The following is a 21,926-nucleotide window of genomic DNA, read 5'->3' as shown; positions in this document are numbered from 1 at the left end:
TCGCAACGTGTGGTTGGACCACACTCTATTCCATGTGGTCCAACCACATCAACTACTATTTATCCATGAGAACGCACGAGCTCGTCCTGGCGTGGATCGAGAAGCAACTGTCCGATGGCCACTTGGTCCTCGGCGGACGCCTTCCCGCGGAGCGGGCGCTGGCCGAAAAACTGGAAGTCTCGCGGACTTCGGTGCGCGAGGCCATCAGGATCCTCGAGGCAATGGGCGTGGTGCGGGCAGGCGTCGGCTCCGGGAAGGATGCCGGAACGGTAGTGATCGCGGAACCGGCCACGGCCCTTGGTTCGGCGCTGCGCCTGCACGTCGCCACGCAGCATTTGCCGGTGGCGGACATCGTCCAGACCCGGATCCTGCTCGAATCCTGGGCGGTGTCCCGTGCCCGCGCCGACGCCCCGGAACTGTTGGAAGCCGGAAGGCTCCTGGACCGGATGGACGCGAGCACCGCCGTCGACGACTTCCTCGCCCTGGACGTCGCCTTCCATTTGTCGCTGGCCGAAGCCGCGGGGAATGCAGTGGTGAGCGCCATCATGGGGTCGTTGCGGGAAGCGATCGAGGGCTACGCGGCTGCCCTCACCTCAAACCTGCCGGACTGGGACACCACTGCGGACCGCTTGCGGCGCGAGCACCGCGCCATCCTGGCGGCCGTGAACCATCACGACGGCGGCCGGGCGGCTGGGCTGGTGGCGGCCCACATCGAGGGGTACTACCGGGAGGCGGGGCTGGGACAGAATCCTGCGGAAGCCCCGGCCCGCGCCGGTTCAACGAGCGCCGCCGGTTCAACGAGCCGCGCGGAAACTACCGCGTGACCGGTGGGGCCGTGCTGCCCCTGAGTTCGATCCGCGGCGGGAAGTAGTTGGTGGGGGTCGCGGCGTCATTGCTCTGGATCTGGTCACGCATTCGGCGCCATGCAAGGTCGCCGAGGTCCGAGATGGGCACCGCGGCGGTGGTCAAGGGCGGCATCGTGTACCGGGCAAAAGGCATGTCGTCGAAGCCTGTGAGGGACAGGTCTTCCGGCACCCGGATTCCGCGTTCATTGAGCCCGCTGAGGAGGCCCATCGCTGCGACGTCGTTGAACACGAGGATTCCTGTGGCCCCGCACGCGGCGACAACGTCGCTTGACTCGAATCCGGCGTCGTACGTGTTTCCTCCCGGCAAGTACTGGAGGTCGATGCCTGGATATTCGAGCTTGAACTTTTCAAGGCCCCGGAGCCGCTGGACGTTGGAGGCGCTGCGGTCCGGGCCGGTCAGGTAAGCGAGTTTGCGGTGGCCGAGCTCAACAAGGTGGGCAGCGAGCTCCTGGATTCCCTTGCCGTAGTCCACCACGAGGCTTGGCGTGGGGACGGAATCGGTGGTCCGGTTGATGAGGACGAGCGGATGGAGCGTGGGGGCAAGTTCCTCAAGTTCGGCGTCGCTCATGCGGGGAGCGCAAAGCACCACGCCGTCGCACCGACGCCTGGCTTCGCTCGCGAGGATGGCCTCTTCGCTCCTGACCTCGGAAGAATCTGCGATCAGGACACGGTACCCGTCGCGGGCTGCGGCGATGCTGAGCCCACGGAGGATGGCTTGGAACGTTGGGTTGGACAAGTCCGGAACCACGATGCCGATGGTGTCCGTCTTTCCCAGGGCGAGGCTTCGGCCCACGGGATTCGGCTTGTACTTCAGTTCCTTGGCCGCGGCGCGGACGCGCTCGGCGATAACGGCGTCCACCGTGGTGTTACCGTTCATGACGCGGGAAACGGTGGCATGCGAGACGCCGGCCATGGATGCCACATCGGCGATGCCCACCCGCCGCGTCGTTGCCCTGCCTGCCATGGTTTCCTTTCCGGAAGGCCGTTGCCGCGCCCGGGTCGGGGCGGCGACTTTTGTTCTGACATGAGTTTATAGCGAGCCGGGAAACGTTTTCCCTTGATGTCGTTGCATTTCGGACCCGGCGCCGGACGCTCATGTGGAAGATAGCGACGGCGGCCGGCCACCCGCCGTCGCGCATCGGCCACGCGGACGCGATTTTGCCGGGAGCAATGCCGGGCGCTATGGTGTGCCTATGACTAAGCGTTGGTATGCGTATTTTTCGTTGGCTCTGGAGGGGCCCGCGTCTAACTGACACGCATCCAACAATCCTCCAGAGCCAACAGGGCAGAGATGATTCTCTGCCCTTCGCCATTTCCAGGCGGGCTCTGAGCAGGGTCCGCTCCTCTTCAGGACAGGACCCCTTTCATGACCAGCATCGCCGCAGAGCCCGACACACACCGCCTCGACGAAAACCCGGCAGCACAATCGACGTCGAACCTGCGCGTCAGCCGCTTCGAACCGCTGCCGTCCCCGCAGGAGCTCATCGCCGAACTGCCGCTGGACGCGAAGTCTTCTGCCGTCGTCGAACGCGGACGTGACGGAGTGCGGGCCATCATGGACGGCGTGGATGACCGCCTCCTGGTCATCGTGGGCCCATGCTCCATCCACGATCCGAAGGCCGGCCTGGAATACGCCCGCCGGTTGGTCAGCCAGGCCGAACGGCACAAGGAAGACCTCCTGGTCGTCATGAGGGCCTACTTCGAGAAGCCGCGCACCACAGTCGGCTGGAAGGGCCTCATCAACGATCCCCACTTGGACGGCAGCCACGACATCGCCGCGGGACTCCGTGCCGCCCGCGGCTTCCTCCGGCAGGTCACGGCCCTCGGCTTGCCGACGGCTACTGAATTCCTTGAGCCCATCAGTCCCCAATACATGGCGGACCTCGTGGCCTGGGGCGCCATCGGAGCCCGTACCACCGAAAGCCAGATCCACCGCCAGCTCGCTTCCGGGCTTTCCATGCCGATCGGCTTCAAGAACGGGACCGACGGCGACCTCCAGGTAGCGATCGATGCTTGCGGTGCGTCCGCGGCGCCGCAGGCGTTCCTCGGGATCGACGGTGACGGCCGGGCCGCCCTCGTGGCGACCGCCGGCAACCCGGATACCCACGTGATCCTGCGTGGCGGACGCAAAGGCCCCAACTACTCTGCCGACGACGTCGCAGCGGCCACGGAGAAGCTCTCCGCGAAGGGGCTGAACCCGCGGCTGATCGTTGATGCGAGCCACGCCAACAGCGGCAAGAGCCACCACCGCCAAGCGGAAGTCGCCTTGGAAATCGGCGCCCAGCTGGAAGCGGATCCGACGACGGCGATTGCCGGCGTCATGCTGGAGAGTTTCCTTGTGGGCGGGGCGCAGAACCTCGACGTCGAGCGGCAGGCGCTGGGCGACCAGCCGCTCGTGTACGGCCAAAGCGTCACCGACGCCTGCATGGAATGGGACGTGACGGTGTCCGTCCTGGACCAGCTCGCGGCATCCTCGCGGAAACGCCGTTTGGGAGCCGCGGCCTAGCGGTTCTGATCTGCGGACTCTCAGCCGAAAGACTTTCACTTTGGTACCAGCAGCCTCTAGAGTATCTAGCACATGGTTGTTTGATGGCTCAGCATCGGCACACCAGGTTATGAATGCTGGGGTTCGCCGTCTATCGCTGAGAGCAAAGGAATATGGAGAATGTCCGCAGAGACCAACTTCTCGAACGCGCGGTTCATGACCGTGGCTGAGGTTGCCGAAGTCCTCCGGGTTTCCAAAATGACCGTGTACCGCCTGGTCCACTCGGGTGACATGCCGGCCGTCCGTTTCGGGCGGTCATTCCGTGTCCCCGAAGAAGCAGTTGACCAGTACCTCAAGGGTGCAGTGGTCGATGGAAACTCGGAGACCGCTTAGGTCCTGCTGGTTCCCGGCCGGGGCCAACGGTCATTGGGTGCCCTCGATAGGCGGTACCCTGTTAAGGAACGTTTTACGTCATTGTAAGAATCTGTCAGTTGTTTAGTCTGCTGCTCTGTCCGCGGACCTTTTCCAACAGACAGGACCTTTCATCTAGTTGGTAAGGAACTTTCGTGGGTTCAGTTATTAAGAAGCGCCGCAAGCGTATGGCCAAGAAGAAGCACCGCAAGCTGCTTCGCAAGACTCGCCACCAGCGCCGCAACAAGAAGTAGAAATACTTCACAAAGCGTAAATGCCCGTCGCCTTTTGAGGTGGCGGGCATTTTTGCGTGGGGGCCGGGCTGGCGATGGCGGGTCTTGGCTGGCGACGCGGGACTTGGTTGGCGACGCGGGGAATGACTTTCGACACGGGAATTCCTAGTGCGAAAGGCATTCTTGGCGTCGGGAAACCGGATGCGCGTCGCGGGAGGGGCGAAGGCTAGAGGCGCGGCCCGCGGAATTTCGAGAATCCGCGCCACAATCCATACACTGCGCCGCCCACGGTGGCAGCCTTGAGGCCGAAGGTGGCAGCGCGTCGGCCTGAGCGGAAGTCGTAGACGGGCCAGTTGTTCTCCCTGGCATGGCGGCGCAGCCGGGCATCCGGATTGATGCACACAGGGTGGCCTACCAGGGTCAGCAGGGGGATGTCGTTGTGCGAATCGCTGTATGCCCAGCAGCGGCTGAGGTCCAGGCCATCCCGGTCCGCGACGCCCTGCACCGCGACTGCCTTGGCGGTTCCGTGCAGGATTTCGCCCACAAGCTTGCCGGTAAAGGCGCCGTCCTTGATTTCACCCACGGTACCCAGGGCGCCCGTCAGGCCAAGGCGGGTGGAAATCACGCTGGCAACCTCGATTGGAGTGGCGGTCACCAGCCAGACTTTCCGCCCGACGCGCAGGTGCTGTTCGGCCAAGGCCTTGGTTCCCGGCCAGATCCGGGACTCGATCATTTCGTCGTAGACTTCTTCGCCCAGCGCCGTAATTTCGGAAACTTTGATCCCGGCCGCGAGGGTCAGGGCAGAATCCCGAACGGCATGGACGTCCTCCATGTTTTCGCCGCGCAAGACGAACTTGAATTGTTTCCATGCGAAGCCGGCGGCCTGGGTGAGTGTGAACGCCTTCCGTTCGTACATCTTCCGGGCCACATGGAAGAGGCTGGCGCCCTTCATCAGCGTGTTATCGACGTCGAAGAATGCGGCTTCGCCGTGTTGCTGCGTGGCAGCCGGCGCGGTGGCCACAGCGGCGTTCTTCTCGTCGGGCATGCCACGAGTCTAGTCACTTGCCTGGCCCGCTGCCGTCCAGCGTGGTCGCGTCGGACTTTTTGGACAGAGCCCGACGGCGGCCTGGCCGCCTGGCCCGCGGCCGTGTTCGACGCTGGCGCAACGCCCGGTTACCTTTGAAACATGCCACATCCCGACGTCGTACTCCTCACCAAAGCTGACTGCCACCTGTGCACCGCGGCGCGTGCCGCCGTCGAGCGCGTCACATCCAGCCTCGGGCTTGGGTGGACTGAACAGTCCATCGACGCAGACCCGGCACTTCGCGAGCAGTATGCGGAAGAGATTCCGGTGGTTTTCGTGGATGGAATCCAGCGCGATTTTTGGAAAATCGATGAGGCGCGATTGGAGAGGGTGCTCAAGAAGGCCTTGGCCGCCTGAACATGCGCCCGGTGCTTTGTTGGCAATAGAGTGGGAAACAAAGCAACGCAATGGAGAAGAACGTGACTGCGCTGGAACCGTCCGCCGAGGCTGTGCCCGGGGACAAGGACTCTGCTTCCAAGCAGATACCGCCCGCGGCCGTGGCCCGGATGACGCTCTATTTGCGCGCGCTGAATTCGCTCCTTGCCGAAGGTGTTGAACGTGTTTCTTCCGATGCGTTGGCGGAAGCGTCCGGCGTGAGTTCGTCCACTCTTCGCAAGGACCTCTCGTATGTCGGATCGTATGGAACCCGCGGCGTGGGATACGAGGTCCAGTACCTGAGCCGGCACATCGCGGCCGCGCTCGGCCTGACGCACGACTGGAAGGTCGCAATCGTAGGCGCCGGTAACCTGGGCAAGGCCCTGGCCCGGTACGGGGGATTCGAGTCGCGGGGTTTCGACGTCGTCGCGATCCTTGACGCGGACCCCATGGTCATCGGGAACGAAGTCGGATGGTTGCGGGTCAGCGACGCCGCGAACCTCGAATTGGTCCTGCAGCGGACCGGCACCAACATGGTGGTTCTGGCGTTGCCCGCCGCGGTTGCCCAGGACGTTTGTGACAGGGTCATCAATGCCGGCATCCGCAGCATCCTCAGTTTCGCCCCCGTGCTCTTGCAAGTCCCGCCGCACGTGAACCTGCGCAAAGTGGACATGGCCACCGAACTGCAGATCCTCGCCTATCACGCACAACGGGCGCAGACCCCGGGCCAGGCGCTCTAGGGCCAAGCCGGGACTGCGCCCGTGTTCGCGTTCTTGTCAGGCTTCGAGGATGCCTAGCGGCCGTACGGACCCTGTCCGTAGGGGTTGGCGAATGGTTGCGCCTTCCGGAAGTACGGTGCCGAGCCCGGCAGGTACAACAGGACGATCGCGGCGACGCCCAAGAGGATCGTGATGGTGCCCAAGCCGAGCTGAGTTAGTCCAAACAGCGAAAGAGCGGCGAAAACGGTCCCCAGGATGCGGGCCCAGTTCTTGCCCTTGCGCACCTTGAACGCAACCAAGGCGTAGAGCCCGGCGAAGATCACCGAGAAAATGACGGTGACAGTGGTGATGACGCCGATGATGCTGTTGGTGTCCACGCCGGAGGTACTGGTGCCCCGGGCGGACAGGGCTTGGTCGATCATGCTCTTGCCCTCGGGGGAGTTGAACACCGCGATCTCGAACGGAATTCCGATCAGGGTCAGGACGCCGGCCGCGATGATGAGCCAGAAGGAGATGTTCACGAGCTGGGGCACGCCGGACGTCCGGGCCGGCAATTGGCTCGGCCACGGGGCGCCCTGGCCGTATTGGGCACCTTGGCCGTACTGCGGCGCGGACGGCTGCCCGCCTTGGCCGTACTGACTACCTTGGCCGTATGGGGCATTCTGGCCAAATGGGGCATTCTGGCCGTATTGGGGAGCGGACGGTTGTCCGTATTGGGGAGCCTGTTGTCCGTACTGGGGCTGGCCCGAGGACTGCTGTCCGTATGGCGATTGCTGGCCGTACTGGGGAGCTTGCTGGCCGTACTGGGGTGCTTGTTGCCCGTACTGGGGAGCCTGCTGACCGTACTGCGGGGCGGAAGGTTGCCCGTTCTGCGGAGTCTGTTGCCCATTCTGCGGTGCCTGTTGGCCGTACTTCGGCTGCTCGGGCTCGGGGTTCTCGCCCGGAGTGGACGGCGGATACGGAGGGGTGCTCATGGCATTCCTTTGCATGTCGACTGCAGATACGGCTGCCGGGTGCAACGTGCCCTGCCCCCAGCTCGGCTTAAGTCCACCGTACCCCGGGGGCAGAGCACGCGGGCGGATTCGTGCAAAGAATTCTGCCTGCGTGGGGAAGGTGCCGGATAAGGCGCGGTCTGCAGGCGCCTGACTACGCCCGGCCGCGCCCCGCAGGGGGTCAAAGGCCCCAACGGTATGTAGGAATAAGGAAGGCCGCGGCGTCCCCCCGGGGACACCGCGGCCTTCAGCTTGAGTGCCGTGCTTGCTAAAAGGATGTGCTTGCTACAGGAAGTGCTTCCGGGACTCGGGGAGCCACATGAGGACGGCGGCCGCAACGGCGGCAGCCGATCCAATGAAGCTCAGGTTGCCCGTGATCATTTGGCCGAAAAGTCCGATGAGGGCGAAGGCGCCAAGCACGGTGAGGACGATCCGGGCCCAGCGGGCACCTTCCTTCAGCCGGATGGCGCAGAAGACGTAAAACGCGGCGAAGATGATTCCGAAGACCAGGCCAGTGATCGCGGCCCCGATGAAGACTCCGCCGAGTTGGCTGGAAATGATGCCGACGTTCACGATGCTGAGCAGGATGCCCAGGACGGCCGCCGCAATCCAAAGCCAGTAGGAAATGGTCAATTGCTGCGGGACGCCGGTGGTGTCGCGGAAGCGCTGGGCGATGTTGTTGAAGTCGAGGCCGAAAGTGTTCCTCGCAGGTGCTGCGTACCCGAGTCCCGCGGGAGGCGTGTTGTCACGGCCCGAGAGGGGGACGCCATAAGCTGCCTGCGCACTACCGGGTGCCGGTTGCTGGTACGACGGCGGTGCCTGGTAGGACGGTGGAGCCTGGTATGACGGAGGTGCTTGGTATTCCTGCGGAGGTTGGTAACCCGCAGGAGGGACATTGCCGGGCTGCTGAGGCTGTGGAGCTTCGTTTGGGTTACTCATGGCTTCACTGTAGACCTGAGGTTTAAGGATTCCTAGGAAATTCTTGGCCAATTCGCTGCTAAGCATCGGGTTTTAGGCGAACAATTGGCGGGTGATTCCGCAAGAGACGAAATGGCGCCTTCGAGGCTGCACACTGCTTGGTGTGCTGCCCCGAAGGTGCCATTCAGCGGTGGCTTTGGCTAGCCGGCCGGTCGTGCGGGACTTAGGCGGCGGGTGCGATGAAGGCCAGTTCGAGGTTGATGACAACCTTGTCGCTGACCAGCACGCCGCCGGCTTCGAGTACTGCGTTCCAGGTGAGGCCGAATTCCTTGCGGCTGATGGTGGTTTCGCCGGAAACGCCCGCGCGGGTGTTGCCGAAGGGGTCAACGGCCACGCCGTTGAATTCGGTCTCGATGGCGACCTCTTTGGTAACGCCCTTGATGGTCAGGTCGCCGACGAGGTCGAAGCTGTCGCCGTTGGCCTTGACGTGGCGGGAGACGAACGTGATCTCGGGGAACTTCTCCACGTCGAAGAAGTCCTCGCCCTTGACGTGGCCGTCGCGGTTGACGTCGCCCGAGTTGAAGCTGTTGGTCTGGATGCTGGCGTTGACCTTCGAATCGGCGAGGCTGCCGCCAAGTTCAAGGGTGGCTTCGGCTTCGGTGAACTGGCCGCGGACCTTGCTGATGCCGGCGTGGCGGACGGTGAAGCCGATCTCGCTGTGGGAGTTGTCGAGGGTCCAGGTTCCGGTGGTGACGTTGGCGGGAAGAGTCATGGCGTTCTCCTAAGGAAGGTGTGGTTGTAGCTTCGTCGGACGTTCGGCCTCGCTTTGGTTGAAGTGTCAACCGAACCTTGTGTCCAGTATAAACATGCAAATGCATCTTTTATTCCACCTTCAGGGAACTTTTACGTGAAAGTTTCGGTTCTACGAAATGTAGAAGATTTCAGATCGACCGCCTTCTTTGAGAAACTGGTAAACATGCCCCAAGCAACTGTCCATCTGCTCCGCCATGGCGAGGTCTTCAATCCCGACGCCATTTTGTACGGTCGGTTGCCTGAGTTCCACCTCTCCGACCGCGGCCGTCAAATGGCGCAGATGCTCGCGGACCACTTCGCCGCACGGGCCGCGCAGGGTGCCAACATCGTCTACCTCGCTTCCTCGCCGCTCACGCGGGCGCAGGAAACCGCGCTGCCTACGTCCCAGGCGCTGAGCCTCAGGATCCACACGGAGCCGAGGATCATCGAGGCCGAAAACCACTTCCAAGGACTGCACGCCACCATTTCCGAGTTCATCAAGCCCAAGCACTGGTTCGAATACCGCAATCCGCTCCGCCCGTCCTGGGGCGAACCGTACAAGGAGCAGGCCGCCCGGGTGCGTGCCGCCGTCGACGACGCCCGCCTGAAGGCGATTGAGCTTGGCGGCGATGGCGCCGAAGCCATCCTGGTGAGCCACCAGCTTCCCATTTACGCCACCCGGCTCGCCGCCGAAGGCCGGCCGCTTTGGCATGACCCCCGCAGGCGCCAATGCACCCTCACCTCTTTGACGTCGTTGGTGTTCGACGACGGCGGCAAGGTTGCGCGGGTCGACTACACCGAACCGGCCGCTGTGCTGCTGCCCGGCGCCGCGAGTACGCCCGGAGCATGACGATGGACCGAAACGCCAACCGCAAGACCATGAATTCCGCCCTGGCATCGCGCCGAAGCATCCTCGCCGCCGGGGGAGCGGCGATCGCCGCGCTCACCGTCGGGCTGTCCGGGTGCGCCCAGCAGGACGACCTCGCGAAGCAGGCAAAAGCCGGCGACAACAAGAACTACGTCGCAGGAGACGGTTCAGTGACGGAGTTCGCCAAGGCAGACCGCAAGGCGCCGGTGAACATCAAGGGCACGCTATTCGACGGAACCGCGGTGACTCCGCAGGACTTCGTGGGCAAGGTGACCGTCCTGAACTTCTGGTTTGCCGCGTGCGCACCGTGCCGGGTCGAGGCGCCCATCCTCGAGGAGCTCCACCAAGAGTTCAAGCCTCAGGGCGTCCAGTTCTACGGCGTCAACCTCCGGGACGAGAAAGCCACGGCTGACGCGTTCGACAAGACCTTCAACCTCAGCTACCCGAGCTTCAATGACCAGGACGGAGCCGTGCTGTTGTCCGTGTCCGGCATCGTCCCGCCGGGAGCGGTGCCCACTACTTTGGTGCTCGACAAGGAAGGCAAGGTTGCCTCCCGCGTGCTGGGTGAAATCGAAAAGGGCACCTTGAAGGCGCTCATTACCTCAGCGGTTGCCGAGTAGGTGCCCGGACAACGTGAATAGCCCCTTCGCCGAGACCATCCTGAGCGGATCCTTGCTGCTGGCCATCCCCGTGGCCTTGCTGGCGGGCTTCGTCTCGTTCCTCTCGCCCTGCGTCCTTCCCTTGGTTCCCGGTTACCTCGGCTACGTGACCGGGCTGACCGGCGTCGACCTCCAGAAACAGAAGCGCGGGCGCATGCTCGCCGGAATCGGACTCTTCGTCCTCGGTTTCTCCGTGGTCTTCGTCCTGTTCGGCGGCGCGTTCGGCCAGCTGGGCACCCTCATCACGGGCCGCCAAAATACGTGGATCACCCAAATACTGGGCCTCTTGGTGATCATCATGGGCGTGGTTTTCCTGGGCGGTTTCGGGTGGTTGCAGCGTGACGCCAAGATCCACGCCAAGCCGCCGGCCGGCCTGTGGGGTGCGCCTTTGCTGGGGATCACCTTCGGCCTCGGCTGGGCGCCATGTATCGGCCCCACCTATTCAGCCGTCCAGTTGCTGAGCCTCTCGGGCGGGTCCTCCGCCACGAAAGGGGCCCTGCTGGCGTTTGTCTACAGCCTCGGCCTGGGCATTCCGTTCCTCCTGATCGCCATCGCAGTCCGCAGGGGGATAGGCGTCCTGTCCTTCTTCCGCAAGCACCGCCTGGCCATCCAGAGGGCAGGCGGGGGCATCCTGATCCTTCTGGGACTCTTGATGGCCACCGGACTGTGGAGCGCCTGGGTCACCGAATTGCAGTACTGGTTCCAAACCGATGTGAAGTTGCCGATCTGATGAGCGAGCCTGTGCAAGGTAAAGAGAATTCCCCCACGTCCGCCACGAAACTGGACGGCGGCGAAGCCGCTGCCAAAACCGACGGCAAAACCGCTGGCAAAACCGCCGGCAAACCCGCCAAGGACAAGGCGAAAGCCAAGGCCGACAAAGCCGCGGCGAAGGCAGTGGACAAGGCCAAAGCCGAGGCGGCACTGCCGATGCTCGGCATCAAGGGCATGCTGCGTTGGGCGTGGACCCAGCTGACCAGCATGCGCACTGCGTTGTTCCTCCTGCTCCTGCTGGCCGTCGCCGCCGTTCCGGGTTCGCTGTTCCCGCAGCGGCCCGCGAACCCCGCAATCGTCACGCAGTACATCCAGGACCACCCGGACTACGGCAAGATCCTGGATTCCGTGCAGCTGTACGACGTCTACTCGTCGGTCTGGTTCTCGGCGATCTACATCCTGCTGTTCATCTCCTTGATCGGTTGCGTGACGCCCCGGGCAATCGCGCACTACAAGGCCATGCGCTCCCAGCCGCCGCGGACGCCCAAGCGGTTGTCGCGACTCCCGGAGTACGGAACCCTTGTGCTCCCCGCCGAAGCCGGGATCCCGGCGTCGAAGGCTATCCAGGACGCCGCCGCCGTACTGAAGAAGCGCGGCTACCGGGTGGAAGTACGCGACCTCGACGGCGCGCTGCCGTCCCTGGGTGCCGAACGCGGCTTCCTCAAGGAAGTGGGAAACCTGGTCTTCCACACGTCGTTGATCGGTGTACTGGTTTCCGTGGCGATCGGCGGGCTGTTCGGGTACAGCGGCCAGCGCATCCTGGTGGAAGGCGACACGTTCGTGAACACACTGGTCGGCTATGACCAGTTCAGCCCCGGAACCAACTTCCAAAGCAGCTGGCTGGAGCCCTACTCCATCCAGCTGAACAAGTTCGATGCTACGTTCGACCGCGAATCGCCGTCCCACTTCGGCCAACCGATCGACTACACCGCCGCGGTCACCACGAAGGAATCTCCGAACGCGCAGGCCAAGCAGCAAACCCTCAAGGTCAACGATCCCGTGATGCTCGGCGACACCAGCATCTACCTCACCGGCAACGGGTACGCCCCGGTGGTCACCGTCCGCGATGGTGCGGGAAACGTTGCGTTGCAAGGTCCCGTGGTGGCCAAGCTGCAGGGTGACAACTACTACTCTTCGGTGGTCATTAAGGTTCCCGACGCGAAGCCCGATCAGCTCGGCTTCGCGGGCTTCTTCCTGCCCACGGCGATGGAGACAGACCAGGGTGTGTCCTACAGCGGCGATCCCGAACTCGTCAACCCGCAGTTGAACCTCAACTCGTACTATGGCGACCTCGGGCTGAACAAGGGTGCCCCGCAGAACGTCTTCGAGCTCGATGTGTCCAAGCTGACTCCGCTCAATGGCCGCGGCCTGGCCCAGAAGGCCATCGCGCTCGCTCCGGGCGGCACCTACACCCTGCCGGGCGGCAAGGGAAGCATCACGTTCGACGGCGTCAAGAAGTACATAGGTATCGACATCCACCACAACCCTGGCCAGTCCGGCGCCTTGGTGTTCGCCCTGCTCGCCGTCGCAGGCCTGCTGCTTTCGCTGTTCCTCAACCGCCGACGCGTTTGGGTGCGGACCGGAACCCACGAGGATGGGCGCACAATGGTGGAGTACGGCCTCCTTGCCCGCGGTGAAGACCATAGGCTTGCTGGAGAGGCGGCCGCGATCCGCGAACAGCTCCACCGTGAATGGTTCTCCTCCGACGAGCAACCCACCGACACCGTTTCTTCCTCAACCTCGAAGGACCAGTAATGTTCCCCATCAACGAAACCATGGGCCAATACAGCGAGCTGTTCATGCTGCTCGCGGCCGGCACGTATACGGTGGCGTTCATCGCGTTCGCGTGGGACCTCGCCAAGAGCAGCAAGACGCTGCGGGCGGTAGACCTCAAGGCGGCCTCGGCCGCTTCGTCGGTCGCCGCCGAGGCCAAGGTTCGGGTTGCGGCTGGCCGGGCCGGTGGCAACGACGTCGGTGGGCCGGCCGGCCGTGCCGAGCGTCCGACGTCGGCCGTTGAGTCCGTCAGCCAGACCGCGGGCGGCGACATGAAGTACGCCGCTGAGCGCCGCGTTCCGGCCCGTGCGGCCGTGGCAGTCGCCATCATCGGTGTGGCGATCCATGCGGCCGGTGTGATCACCCGCGCTATCGGCGCGGGCCGTGTGCCGTGGGGGAACATGTACGAGTTCCTGACCACGGGTGCGTTCCTGGTGGTCGCGGTCTTCCTTCTTTCGCTCATCCGCCGCGACCTGCGGTTCCTGGGCACCTTCGTGCTGGGCCTCGCCGTGATCATGATGGTGGCCGCGTCCGTGACCTACTGGACCCCGGTAGGTCACCTTGTTCCGGCACTGCAAAGCTACTGGTTGGTCATCCACGTCTCCATCGCCGTGATGTCCGCGTCCCTGTTCACTTTGACATTTGCCATGTCAGCCCTGCAGTTGCTGCAATCGCATCGGCAGAAAACCTTGGCGGCCGGCGGGGTGGACAAGCTTGGCTTCATGCGGCTCGTACCGAATGCGCTGAGCCTCGAAAACCTGTCCTACCGCATCAACACCGTGGGATTCGTGGGCTGGACCTTCACCCTCATGTTCGGCGCCATCTGGGCCGAGAAAGCCTGGGGTCGCTTCTGGGGCTGGGACACCAAGGAAGTCTGGACCTTCGTGATCTGGGTGGTCTACGCGGGCTACCTGCACGCCCGTGCCACCCGCGGCTGGACGGGAACCCGCGCGGCATGGCTGTCGATTACGGGCTACCTGTGCGTGATCTTCAACTTCACGGTGGTGAACGTGTTCTTCAACGGACTGCACTCATACTCGGGGCTGCCGTCCTAAGTTTCCAGGTCTCCCGTGTTCCTGACCCGTTTTGAGCTGTTCCTGACCCTTTTTGAGCAAAGAACGACGGCGACACCCCGCTTCGGTGGGCGTGCCGCCGTCGTTCCCGTTTCACAAGAGGTCAGGAAGAAGCGTTAGTTGCTGACGTCGCCGCTGTCCTCGGCGTTCTTGCCGTCCTTGAGCTTGCGTTCCTTGGCGTCGAGTTCGGCCTTGAGCTTCTTGAGGCGCTCGGCTTCGGCCTGGTTGCGACGGCGGGCCTCAAGGTTCCGCAGGAACTCGGGGTCGTCGTCGGGAGCCGTTGTATGGCTCACCGGCTGGGTGTAAGCGCGGTTGGCGTAGGGGCGGCCCAGGAGGAACCACAAGACCGTGCCGAGGATCGGCAGCAGGAAAACGACGAGGAACCAGGCTGTTTTGGAAATTGCGCGAGTCTCGCGGCGGTCCGTGCGGATGACGTCCACCAGGCCATAGACGTACACGAGCAAGACGACCACAACGGCAACTACGCGGAGCATAACGTCAAGTCTAGTCGTCGGAGCTGATGGCGGTAGTTCCACCATCAGGGTGCAATCAGGCTGTGACGGTAAACTTGCCTGGTGCCTTTCATTAAGTACTCCTTGATCCGCCTTGGGCTCTTCCTGCCGCTCTTCGTGGTGTTCGCCCTCCTCCACATCGGTTTGTTGCTGGCGGCGATCTATGCCGGGCTGATAGCTTTCGCCATCAGCTTCCTGTTCTTCAAGAAGCAGCGCGACGACGCCACGGCATCAATGCGCGAGCGCTTCTCCGGCCGCGCCAAGCCCATCCGCTCTGCGCTGGAGATCGAAGACGCCGATATCGAAGACCGGATCGTGGATGAAAACCCCGAGGTCAAGGTGGAAAACGACCGCCGGCCCAAGGAAGCCTAGGCCCGACGACCGCCGTCCCAAGGAAGCCTAGGCCCGTATTCCCTGGGACCGGGCAGCGGGCGTTCTAGAAGCCGTGGCTCAGCACCAGGCCGAGCGAGAACAGCACGCTGAATCCAAGGTTGATCAAGCCGGTCTGCTTGAGTACCGGGATGAGGCTCTTGCGCTTGCGACCGTTGACCATGAGCCATGCCGGCATGAGGCAGGCCGGGATCAGCAGGAGCACGATCAGCATCCACGGCCTGGTGGGTGCCAGGACCACCACCAGCAAGATCGCAACTGCCAGCATCAGGACGTAGCTTTCGCGAGCGTGACGATCGCCGAGCCGGACAGCCAGGGTCCGTTTACCTGCGGCTGTATCGGTCGGGATGTCGCGGACGTTGTTGGCCATGAGCAAGGCGCAGGCGATCAGCCCGGTTCCGATCGCACCGATGACGGCCGGGAGGCTCACCTGCCCGGCCTGGGTGTAGGTGGTGCCGAGCGTTGCCACGAGGCCGAAGAAAACGAATACGAAGAGGTCGCCGAGGCCCATGTAGCCGTACGGGTTCTTCCCGCCGGTGTACCCCCAGGCGGCCAGGACGCAGCCGACGCCCACCAGGATCAGCCACCACGCCTGGGTGATGATCACCAAGACCAACCCGAATGCCATCGCCAGGCCAAAGGCGCCGAACGCGGCCCATTTGACGTGTTCCGGACGGGCCACACCCGAACCGACCAGCCGCAGCGGCCCCACGCGGTCCTCATCGGTGCCACGGATGCCGTCGGAGTAGTCGTTGGCGTAGTTGACGCCGATTTGGAGGAGAAGGGCCACCAACGCGGCGAGGATGGCGTTCAGGACTCTGAAGGACTGCAGTTCATAGGCGGCCGCGGTGCCGATCAGCACCGGCGCGATCGCGGCCGGCAGTGTGCGCAATCGGGCGCCTTGGATCCATTGTGCAGCTGTTGCCACGTTGAGTACCTCGTGTTGATTCGCAGGGTGTTCGCGTTGGGGGCGAAAGTTGTTGACGCAGGAGAGAACTTATCTATTCTCCCTGATGCACCTCGGTGAGAAGTTCGATCATGGCCAGGCGGTCGGGCTTGCCGTTGGGAAGCATGATGAGCCCGTCGGTGGTCAGGATGGTCTTGGGGGCGAGGGTGCCAAGCACGTCCTGGCTGCGGGCCTTGTAGCTTTCGATGCTTTCGGCAGAGCTGTCCTCGACCGCGACGTAAGCCGCCACAGCCTGGCCCCATTCACGCGAAGGCACGCCTGCCACGAAAGCCGCCGTGACGCCGTCGAGCTTTTCCAGCTCTGCCTGGATGAACGCGGCGGAGGCTTTGACGCCGCCGGTGACGATGACGTCGTCGGCGCGGCCGAGCACGGTGAGGGTGCCGTCGGCGCTGAGCTCGCCGAGGTCGTTGGTCCGGTACCAGCGGACGCCGTCTTCCTCGAAGAAGGCGCCTGCACTCGCCTCAGGCGCGTCCAAATAGCCCGAAGCCACGGTATCGCCACCCAAAAGGATTCGGCCGTCGTCGTCGATCCGCACTTGGACGCCTTCCAGCGGAGTGCCATCGTACACGCAGCCGCCGCACGTCTCGGCGGAGCCGTAGGTGCTCACCACCTTGAGTCCAGCATCCTTGGCGGCGCCCAGAAGGGCCGCTGACGCGGGCGCGCCGCCGAGGAGGATGCCGTTGAAACGGCGGAGGACCGCGAGCGTTTCGGGTGAGGGCGAGTCGAGGAGCCGCTGCAATTGGGTGGGTACCAATGCCGTGAAACGGGTGGTGTCCGTGAGTTCTTCCGCCGCCGTGGTGAAAGCTTCCGGGGTGAAGCCGCCCGAAAGGTCCATGACCCACGGCCGCGTGCCGGCGAAAAGTGAACGCACCAGCACCTGGACCCCTGCGACGAACTGCAACGGGAGGGCGAGCAGCCACTGCCCTTCGCCCCGGAGTGCCATGGCGGTGGCCATCGACGAGGCGGCAAGCTCCTCCACGCCAAGCACCGTGGCCTTGGGCGTGCCGGTGGAACCGGAGGTGCGGACCACTACCGCGGCGTCTTCGAAACCGGGCGTCGGCACCGCGATGGCGTGCGGTGCGCCGTCCGCGGAGACGATGATTTCGACGGCGGGACCCTCACCGTGGAGGGCTGCGGCGAGGGCTTTGAGGACGGGATCGATGTCCATGGCGGATCTCCTAGAAGTAGTAGGGGAAGCTGGACCAGTCCGGATCGCGCTTTTCGAGGAAGGCTTCCTTGCCCTCCACGGCTTCGTCCGTCATGTAAGCCAGGCGCGTCGCCTCGCCCGCGAAAACCTGTTGGCCGGCCAGGCCGTCGTCGGCCAGGTTGAAGGCGAATTTCAGCATCCGGATGGCCTGGGGAGACTGGCGGGCGATATCGGCGGCGTACTCCAAGGCGACTTCCTCGAGCCGTTCGTGGTCCACCGCTTCGTTGACCGCGCCCATGCGGACCATGTCCTCCGCGGAATATTCGCGGGCGAGGAAGAAGATTTCGCGCGCGGCTTTCTGCCCGATCTGGCGCGCGAGCAACGCCGAGCCGTATCCGGCGTCGAAACTTCCCACGGTGGCGTCCGTCTGCTTGAACTTGCCATACTCGCGGGAGGCGATGGTGAGGTCCGAGACGACGTGCAGCGAGTGCCCGCCGCCCGCGGCCCAACCGTTGACGACGGCGATGACCACCTTGGGCATGGTCCGCATGAGCCGCTGGACCTCCAGGATGTGTAGTCGGCCGGCGCGGGCGGGGTCGATGGTTTCCTGTGTCTCGCCGTCGGCATAGCGGTACCCGTCCCGCCCGCGGATCCGCTGGTCTCCGCCCGAACAGAACGAATGGCCGCCGTCCTTGGGGGAGGGGCCGTTGCCCGTCAGGAGGACCGTTGCCACGTCCGGAGTCATCCGGGCGTGGTCCATGGCGCGGTAGAGCTCGTCCACGGTGCCCGGACGGAAGGCATTGCGGACTTCCGGGCGGTTGAACGCGATCCGGACCGTGGGAAGGTCACGCTTCACGGAGCCGTCGGCGTAGCGTTCCACTTGCCGGTGGTAGGTCATGTCCTGGAAGTCGTCGAAGCCGGATACTGTTCGCCAGCGCGAGGGGTCGAAGACGTCGGAGACCTTGGCGGGGAAGTCGGTGTTCACCCTCCGAGTCTAGTAATCCGCTCAGCTGATGCAGAACTCATTGCCCTCGGGGTCGGCCATGGTGTGCCATTCGTGCGGCCCCTGGCCCGCGGTCCAAAGGAAAGCCGCGCCGCGTTCTTCGAGCGCCGCACGGACCACGTCCTTGTCCCGCCCTGCGAGCCGGACGTCCAAATGGACGCGGTTCTTGGTGGACTTGCCTTCCGGAACGGCCTGGAACAGCACCCGCTTGCCGGTGGCCTTGTCCTGGTCTTCCGAGGGGATGATGGCCGCCCCTGTTCTCCACACGAGCTTGCCGTTGTGCGTGGTGGTCTCTTCGTCAGTGGCGAAGCCTTGCTCGACCATGGACCGGATGAACGCCTCGTCCTGCGGCTCCACCACCCACTCGAGCGTTTCGGCCCACCAATCGGCGAGCATGTGGGGATCCGTGCAGTCGACTACTACCTGAAAGTTCAGTGCCATGCACCGAACGTACGACGACGGCGCGCAGCCACGGAAGTGCCTTGCGGCCAGGTTTTGTCCGGGTTGCTGGAGTTGACGGCGTTGCAGGAGTTAGCCGCACCGCCGGAGTTAGCCGCACCGCCGGAGTTAGCCGCACCGCCGGAGTTAGCTGCACCGCCGGAGTCAGCCGCCCAAGAGCTGTTGCGGCACCACGTAGATGAGGATGACGGCCAGCAGGTTCTTGGAAGCATGGATGAAGTAGGAGAACATCACGTTCTTGCCTGTCCAGACGTACGCGGCCACGAGGATCCCGCCCATGCCCAAGTATGGGGCGAGGGCGGGGAGGGCCAGCCCTTCCCGCCCCACCACGTGGACGGCTGCGAAGCACGCCACGGACAACGCGCAGCAGAGCCAGATGTTGACGTGCCGCGACAACTTGCCGATGAGCAAATGCCGGAACAGGTATTCCTCGACGAAGGGTCCCAGCACCACCAGGAGGGGCACCACGTACCATGGCGGCAATTGTTGGACGAGTGACTGAAGGCCTAGTTGGTTTTGCGAGGCCGCCGCTGAGCCGGTCAAGCTCACCAGGATGGCGCTCAGAACCAGCATCGCCACGATCGATACGGGAATCATGGCCACGGTGAACCACGGCCTCGTGGCAAGAATGCGCATGTCCCTTGCGATCACGCGCCACGCGGCGGTAACCGCGAACAGCCCGACCAGGACGTAAAAGGCGACGTTGACGGCGAAAACGGCCGTGGCGGCGTCGGGAATGGCTTGGCGTACCAGGTTGGTGACCGGCGCCGGCGCCGCAGTGAGGACGGCCGCCAAAACGACGTAGAGCCCGAACGCCACGGCGTCCAGGGCCGAGAAACGGTACAGCCTTCCGGCTGGCGGAATGGTGCCCATGAGGTCCAGCCTAATCCCCGGCGCGGGGTGCTCCTGTTGCCCCCGTCACGTCACAGTCAAATCACCGGCTAGAATGGATCTGCCGGATTTACCTTCGACGCTTCCGTGGTTTCGCTATTTATTCGACGCGCCAAAAGGCCAATAGCTCGAATTGCATCGATCCCCGCGAAGCCGGGAGCCGGCATCTCCTCAACCCACAAGGAACAGCTGTGCCTCAAAACAACACAACCGACCTTCAGCGCGAGCCGGGAACCCTGGCAGCGCCCAGCACAATCACAACTTCCGAAAACCTCAGCACTTCCGAGAACCTCAGCGCCGAGGGTTATCAGAAGACTCTGAGCCGTCGTCATGTGACCATGATCGCGATGGGCGGCGCGATCGGCGTCGGCTTGTTCATGGGTGCCGGCGGGCGGCTGGCCTCGACGGGGCCGGCGTTGATTTTCTCTTATGCCATTGCCGGGGTGATCGCTTATTTGCTGATGCGGGCGCTCGGTGAGCTGATCATGTACCGCCAGACCTCGGGCTCCTTTGTCAGCTACGCGGGGGAGATGTTCGGCAGGAAGGGCGCGTACCTGTCCGGGTGGATGTATTTCATCAACTGGGCCATGACGGGCATTGCCGAGCTGATCGCGATCGGCTTGTACTTCCAGTTCTTCTTCCCGAACGTGCCCGTGGAGGCGTCCGCGGTGGCCGCGCTGGTGCTGCTGGTGGCCGTGAACCTGTTCAGCGTCAAGGCGTTCGGTGAGTTCGAGTTCTGGGCCTCGTGCCTGAAGGTCGCGGCGATCCTGGTCTTTTTGGTGGTGGGCACGTTCATGGTGGTCACCAACGCGCAGGTCGGTGCCGGGCACGCCTCCCCGGCCAACTTGTTCGCCGCGGACGGGGGGATGTTCCCCAAGGGCGGGCTGGTGATGATCCTGGTGTTGAACGCGGTGATCTTCGCGTACAACGCGATCGAGCTGGTGGGCATCACGGCCGGTGAGATGCAGAATCCGGAACGTGAAGTGCCCAAGGCGATCCGCGCCGTCGTGATCCGCATTGTGGTGTTCTACGTCGGTTCGGTGACGCTGTTGGCGATGCTGCTGCCTTCGGACCAGTACCACGCGGGCACCTCGCCGTTCGTGACGGTGTTCGGGCAGATGGGCCTGGGCTGGATGGGTGATGTGATGAACATGATCGTGATCACGGCGGCGTTGTCCTCGTGCAATTCGGGGCTGTACTCGATCGGGCGGATTTTCCGCACCATGGCGAACAATGGGCATGCTCCGCAGTGGCTGACGAAGATGTCCTCCCGGCACGTGCCGTACGCGGCGATCCTGGCCATCGGCGCGGTGTACCTGGTGGGGATCCTGCTCAACATCTGGCTGGGCGGCTCGCACGCGTTCGACCTGGCACTGAACACGGCATCGATCGGGGTGATCTTCACCTGGGGTTCGATCTTCGCGAGCCAGATCGCGTTGCGGAAGAAGAAAGGCAAAGTCTCGTCCCTGCCCATGCCCGGTTCCCCGTGGACCAGCTGGGCCGGCCTGGTCGCCCTGTTGGCCATCACCGTGCTGATCGGCATGGACACCATGACGGACAAGGCCACCGGCGAGGTGTTCCTCCTGGGCCTGTGGACGCTCGCGACCATCCCGTTCTTCGCCCTGGTCCTCTGGCTCGGCTGGCAGAAAGTCAAAAACAACGAACCCAAGAGCGAACTGTTCAGCTAGCGTTCACGGTCTCCCGGACGCGAACTCGCCGGAACGGTGCCAGCTCGCCCGAACCTTTCGGCGACTCGGTCGCGTTCCGGCGATCTCGACGACGGCGCTCTGCTTAGCCCTTCAAGTACTTCGCGAAGTGCTCCTCGATCCGGTGCCAGGCTTCGGGGGCGGCGGTCGGATCGGGCTTAATGCCCATCACCCGCATGAGCGGTCGCAGTGCCCGGGGGCCAACCGGGACGTCGTTCATGAAGGCGTGGCCCGCCGTCGGGAATTCCTTGATGTCGTTCTCGATCCCGAGTTTCGTGAGGATGCCTTCCAGCTTCCCGGCCGCGCCGGCGAGGGTCTTGTCCATACCCCCGTAGTTGCCCACCACCGGGCAGGCCCCTGCCAGTGCCTCCTCGGGATCCTGCGGGAGGCGGCCGTAGTTCACCGAGGCGGCATCGAAGTCGTCGCGGGCCGTGAGCAGCGCGAATCCGCCTCCCATGCAAAAGCCGATCACGCCCAGTTTGCCCGTGCATTTGGGGTTGCTCCGCAGCCAGGCCTGCGCCGTCGAGATATCCGTGAATGCGCGGCCGGTCCCCGTCGCCATGGACCGCATGGTCGCCACGAGGCAGCGCCTCGCGCCGCCGTCGCTGAAGAGGTCGACGGCGAGTGTCAGGTAACCGGCATCGGCAAGCCTGTCTGCGTGGCGGCGCATGACGTCGTCCAGCCCGAATGCTTCATGGACAAGCACGACGCCGGGAAAAGGCCCGTCGCCGCGGGGCTCGGCCAAGTACCCCTGGAGTGCCAGTGAGCCGCCGGCGGCCTTGCTTTCCGTGCTGAGGTCGATGTTCGCCATGGGATCCTTTCGGTGGCGGGT

At 64.0% G+C, this 21,926-nt stretch carries 25 protein-coding genes; 13 read left to right on the top strand and 12 right to left on the bottom strand.

Annotated elements, in window-relative coordinates:
* Positions 1–65: 65 nt before the first annotated feature.
* Entirely contained in the window at positions 66–824 is a 759-nt protein-coding gene (locus tag ABCW42_RS17060) for a FadR/GntR family transcriptional regulator (RefSeq protein ID WP_423182302.1), read from the top strand.
* Here ABCW42_RS17060 and ABCW42_RS17055 read toward each other — a convergent pair.
* Positions 814–1,830 carry a LacI family DNA-binding transcriptional regulator gene (locus ABCW42_RS17055; protein WP_423182301.1) on the bottom strand — a complete coding sequence of 339 codons (1,017 nt, stop codon included), beginning with the start codon at positions 1,828–1,830 and terminating at the stop codon, positions 814–816. The genes ABCW42_RS17060 and ABCW42_RS17055 overlap by 11 nt on opposite strands.
* Positions 1,831–2,232: 402 nt before the next feature.
* On the opposite strand from ABCW42_RS17055, the gene ABCW42_RS17050 reads away from it, so the two are divergent.
* From ABCW42_RS17050 to ABCW42_RS17040, 3 genes are all read left to right on the top strand, one after another.
* Complete coding sequence (locus ABCW42_RS17050; protein ID WP_423182300.1) at positions 2,233–3,372, top strand: 3-deoxy-7-phosphoheptulonate synthase; 1,140 nt, start codon at positions 2,233–2,235, stop codon at positions 3,370–3,372.
* Between the two features lie 159 nt (positions 3,373–3,531).
* The gene (locus ABCW42_RS17045; protein ID WP_133205046.1) at positions 3,532–3,744 is read left to right on the top strand and encodes a helix-turn-helix domain-containing protein; all 213 of its coding nucleotides are present in this window, start codon (positions 3,532–3,534) and stop codon (positions 3,742–3,744) included.
* A gap of 173 nt (positions 3,745–3,917) precedes the next feature.
* Positions 3,918–4,016: a 30S ribosomal protein bS22 gene (locus tag ABCW42_RS17040; protein WP_003792170.1), complete on the top strand. Its 99-nt coding sequence runs from the start codon at positions 3,918–3,920 to the stop codon at positions 4,014–4,016.
* A gap of 205 nt (positions 4,017–4,221) precedes the next feature.
* On the opposite strand, the gene ABCW42_RS17035 is transcribed toward ABCW42_RS17040, so the two are convergent.
* Positions 4,222–5,040 carry an HAD family hydrolase gene (locus ABCW42_RS17035; protein ID WP_423182299.1) on the bottom strand — a complete coding sequence of 273 codons (819 nt, stop codon included), beginning with the start codon at positions 5,038–5,040 and terminating at the stop codon, positions 4,222–4,224.
* A gap of 141 nt (positions 5,041–5,181) precedes the next feature.
* Between ABCW42_RS17035 and ABCW42_RS17030 the strand changes: the two genes are divergently transcribed.
* Positions 5,182–5,436, top strand: a complete 255-nt coding sequence (locus tag ABCW42_RS17030; protein WP_133205044.1) for a glutaredoxin family protein — start codon at positions 5,182–5,184, stop codon at positions 5,434–5,436.
* Between the two features lie 50 nt (positions 5,437–5,486).
* Positions 5,487–6,194 (top strand): redox-sensing transcriptional repressor Rex, encoded by a 708-nt coding sequence (locus ABCW42_RS17025; protein ID WP_133205043.1) that lies wholly within the window; start codon positions 5,487–5,489, stop codon positions 6,192–6,194.
* A gap of 53 nt (positions 6,195–6,247) precedes the next feature.
* On the opposite strand, the gene ABCW42_RS17020 is transcribed toward ABCW42_RS17025, so the two are convergent.
* The 3 genes from ABCW42_RS17020 to ABCW42_RS17010 form a co-directional block, all read right to left on the bottom strand.
* The gene (locus ABCW42_RS17020; RefSeq protein WP_423182298.1) at positions 6,248–7,147 is read right to left on the bottom strand and encodes a hypothetical protein; all 900 of its coding nucleotides are present in this window, start codon (positions 7,145–7,147) and stop codon (positions 6,248–6,250) included.
* Between the two features lie 303 nt (positions 7,148–7,450).
* Positions 7,451–8,104: a hypothetical protein gene (locus ABCW42_RS17015; protein ID WP_423182297.1), complete on the bottom strand. Its 654-nt coding sequence runs from the start codon at positions 8,102–8,104 to the stop codon at positions 7,451–7,453.
* Between the two features lie 202 nt (positions 8,105–8,306).
* Complete coding sequence (locus ABCW42_RS17010) at positions 8,307–8,855, bottom strand: YceI family protein (protein WP_423182296.1); 549 nt, start codon at positions 8,853–8,855, stop codon at positions 8,307–8,309.
* Positions 8,856–9,059: 204 nt separating this feature from the next.
* Here ABCW42_RS17010 and ABCW42_RS17005 point away from each other — a divergent pair, with 204 nt between their 5' ends.
* The 5 genes from ABCW42_RS17005 (at position 9,060) to ccsB (ending at position 14,001) form a co-directional block, all read left to right on the top strand.
* Positions 9,060–9,725, top strand: coding sequence for a histidine phosphatase family protein (locus ABCW42_RS17005; protein ID WP_423182295.1), 666 nt, complete (start codon positions 9,060–9,062; stop codon positions 9,723–9,725).
* Between the two features lie 2 nt (positions 9,726–9,727).
* Positions 9,728–10,363, top strand: coding sequence for a TlpA family protein disulfide reductase (locus tag ABCW42_RS17000; RefSeq protein WP_423184934.1), 636 nt, complete (start codon positions 9,728–9,730; stop codon positions 10,361–10,363).
* Between the two features lie 13 nt (positions 10,364–10,376).
* Positions 10,377–11,132 carry a cytochrome c biogenesis CcdA family protein gene (locus ABCW42_RS16995; protein ID WP_423182294.1) on the top strand — a complete coding sequence of 252 codons (756 nt, stop codon included), beginning with the start codon at positions 10,377–10,379 and terminating at the stop codon, positions 11,130–11,132.
* Positions 11,133–11,329: 197 nt separating this feature from the next.
* Positions 11,330–12,928: a cytochrome c biogenesis protein ResB gene (gene resB / locus ABCW42_RS16990; RefSeq protein WP_423184933.1), complete on the top strand. Its 1,599-nt coding sequence runs from the start codon at positions 11,330–11,332 to the stop codon at positions 12,926–12,928.
* Positions 12,928–14,001 carry a c-type cytochrome biogenesis protein CcsB gene (gene ccsB, locus ABCW42_RS16985; RefSeq protein WP_423182293.1) on the top strand — a complete coding sequence of 358 codons (1,074 nt, stop codon included), beginning with the start codon at positions 12,928–12,930 and terminating at the stop codon, positions 13,999–14,001. The genes resB and ccsB overlap by 1 nt, the downstream gene beginning before the upstream one ends.
* Positions 14,002–14,135: 134 nt before the next feature.
* Here the strand turns inward: ccsB and ABCW42_RS16980 are convergent, their stop codons facing one another.
* A complete protein-coding gene (locus ABCW42_RS16980) occupies positions 14,136–14,513 on the bottom strand; it encodes a PLD nuclease N-terminal domain-containing protein (protein ID WP_423182292.1) in 378 nt (125 codons plus the stop codon).
* A gap of 78 nt (positions 14,514–14,591) precedes the next feature.
* On the opposite strand from ABCW42_RS16980, the gene ABCW42_RS16975 reads away from it, so the two are divergent.
* A complete protein-coding gene (locus ABCW42_RS16975; RefSeq protein WP_423184932.1) occupies positions 14,592–14,903 on the top strand; it encodes a DUF4229 domain-containing protein in 312 nt (103 codons plus the stop codon).
* 64 nt (positions 14,904–14,967) lie between these two features.
* Here ABCW42_RS16975 and ABCW42_RS16970 read toward each other — a convergent pair whose 3' ends face one another.
* From ABCW42_RS16970 to ABCW42_RS16950, 5 genes are all read right to left on the bottom strand, one after another.
* The gene (locus tag ABCW42_RS16970) at positions 14,968–15,849 is read right to left on the bottom strand and encodes a 1,4-dihydroxy-2-naphthoate polyprenyltransferase (RefSeq protein WP_423182291.1); all 882 of its coding nucleotides are present in this window, start codon (positions 15,847–15,849) and stop codon (positions 14,968–14,970) included.
* A gap of 73 nt (positions 15,850–15,922) precedes the next feature.
* Positions 15,923–17,056, bottom strand: coding sequence for an AMP-binding protein (locus tag ABCW42_RS16965; RefSeq protein WP_423182290.1), 1,134 nt, complete (start codon positions 17,054–17,056; stop codon positions 15,923–15,925).
* Positions 17,057–17,066: 10 nt separating this feature from the next.
* The gene (locus tag ABCW42_RS16960) at positions 17,067–18,020 is read right to left on the bottom strand and encodes a 1,4-dihydroxy-2-naphthoyl-CoA synthase (RefSeq protein WP_423182289.1); all 954 of its coding nucleotides are present in this window, start codon (positions 18,018–18,020) and stop codon (positions 17,067–17,069) included.
* 21 nt (positions 18,021–18,041) lie between these two features.
* A complete protein-coding gene (locus tag ABCW42_RS16955) occupies positions 18,042–18,479 on the bottom strand; it encodes a VOC family protein (protein WP_423182288.1) in 438 nt (145 codons plus the stop codon).
* Between the two features lie 162 nt (positions 18,480–18,641).
* A complete protein-coding gene (locus ABCW42_RS16950; protein ID WP_423182287.1) occupies positions 18,642–19,370 on the bottom strand; it encodes a lysostaphin resistance A-like protein in 729 nt (242 codons plus the stop codon).
* Positions 19,371–19,579: 209 nt separating this feature from the next.
* Between ABCW42_RS16950 and ABCW42_RS16945 the strand changes: the two genes are divergently transcribed.
* Positions 19,580–21,076: an amino acid permease gene (locus ABCW42_RS16945; RefSeq protein WP_423182286.1), complete on the top strand. Its 1,497-nt coding sequence runs from the start codon at positions 19,580–19,582 to the stop codon at positions 21,074–21,076.
* Positions 21,077–21,179: 103 nt separating this feature from the next.
* Here ABCW42_RS16945 and ABCW42_RS16940 read toward each other — a convergent pair whose 3' ends face one another.
* On the bottom strand, positions 21,180–21,905 hold the full coding sequence (locus ABCW42_RS16940) for a dienelactone hydrolase family protein (protein ID WP_423182285.1): 726 nt from the start codon (positions 21,903–21,905) through the stop codon (positions 21,180–21,182).
* Between the last annotated feature and the right edge of the window lie 21 nt (positions 21,906–21,926).

Source organism: Arthrobacter sp. NyZ413 (genome assembly GCF_049390645.1).
Classification (GTDB): Bacteria; Actinomycetota; Actinomycetes; order Actinomycetales; family Micrococcaceae; genus Arthrobacter.
This window is presented reverse-complemented; position numbering and strand designations above follow the sequence as displayed.

Excerpts from the sequence above, each read along its gene's own strand:
- ABCW42_RS17030 (WP_133205044.1), top strand. The coding sequence starts at position 5,182 with ATGCCACATCCCGACGTCGTACTCCTCACCAAAGCTGACTGCCACCTG.
- ABCW42_RS17000 (WP_423184934.1), top strand. The coding sequence starts at position 9,728 with ATGGACCGAAACGCCAACCGCAAGACCATGAATTCCGCCCTGGCATCG.
- ABCW42_RS17005 (WP_423182295.1), top strand. The coding sequence starts at position 9,060 with ATGCCCCAAGCAACTGTCCATCTGCTCCGCCATGGCGAGGTCTTCAAT.
- ABCW42_RS17035 (WP_423182299.1), bottom strand. The coding sequence starts at position 5,040 with ATGCCCGACGAGAAGAACGCCGCTGTGGCCACCGCGCCGGCTGCCACG.
- ABCW42_RS17055 (WP_423182301.1), bottom strand. The coding sequence starts at position 1,830 with ATGGCAGGCAGGGCAACGACGCGGCGGGTGGGCATCGCCGATGTGGCA.
- ABCW42_RS17010 (WP_423182296.1), bottom strand. The coding sequence starts at position 8,855 with ATGACTCTTCCCGCCAACGTCACCACCGGAACCTGGACCCTCGACAAC.
- ABCW42_RS16980 (WP_423182292.1), bottom strand. The coding sequence starts at position 14,513 with ATGCTCCGCGTAGTTGCCGTTGTGGTCGTCTTGCTCGTGTACGTCTAT.
- ccsB (WP_423182293.1), top strand. The coding sequence starts at position 12,928 with ATGTTCCCCATCAACGAAACCATGGGCCAATACAGCGAGCTGTTCATG.
- ABCW42_RS17015 (WP_423182297.1), bottom strand. The coding sequence starts at position 8,104 with ATGAGTAACCCAAACGAAGCTCCACAGCCTCAGCAGCCCGGCAATGTC.
- ABCW42_RS17045 (WP_133205046.1), top strand. The coding sequence starts at position 3,532 with ATGTCCGCAGAGACCAACTTCTCGAACGCGCGGTTCATGACCGTGGCT.
- ABCW42_RS16940 (WP_423182285.1), bottom strand. The coding sequence starts at position 21,905 with ATGGCGAACATCGACCTCAGCACGGAAAGCAAGGCCGCCGGCGGCTCA.
- ABCW42_RS16965 (WP_423182290.1), bottom strand. The coding sequence starts at position 17,056 with ATGGACATCGATCCCGTCCTCAAAGCCCTCGCCGCAGCCCTCCACGGT.
- ABCW42_RS17025 (WP_133205043.1), top strand. The coding sequence starts at position 5,487 with ATGGAGAAGAACGTGACTGCGCTGGAACCGTCCGCCGAGGCTGTGCCC.
- ABCW42_RS16955 (WP_423182288.1), bottom strand. The coding sequence starts at position 18,479 with ATGGCACTGAACTTTCAGGTAGTAGTCGACTGCACGGATCCCCACATG.
- resB (WP_423184933.1), top strand. The coding sequence starts at position 11,330 with ATGCTCGGCATCAAGGGCATGCTGCGTTGGGCGTGGACCCAGCTGACC.
- ABCW42_RS17050 (WP_423182300.1), top strand. The coding sequence starts at position 2,233 with ATGACCAGCATCGCCGCAGAGCCCGACACACACCGCCTCGACGAAAAC.
- ABCW42_RS16950 (WP_423182287.1), bottom strand. The coding sequence starts at position 19,370 with ATGGGCACCATTCCGCCAGCCGGAAGGCTGTACCGTTTCTCGGCCCTG.
- ABCW42_RS17060 (WP_423182302.1), top strand. The coding sequence starts at position 66 with ATGAGAACGCACGAGCTCGTCCTGGCGTGGATCGAGAAGCAACTGTCC.
- ABCW42_RS17020 (WP_423182298.1), bottom strand. The coding sequence starts at position 7,147 with ATGAGCACCCCTCCGTATCCGCCGTCCACTCCGGGCGAGAACCCCGAG.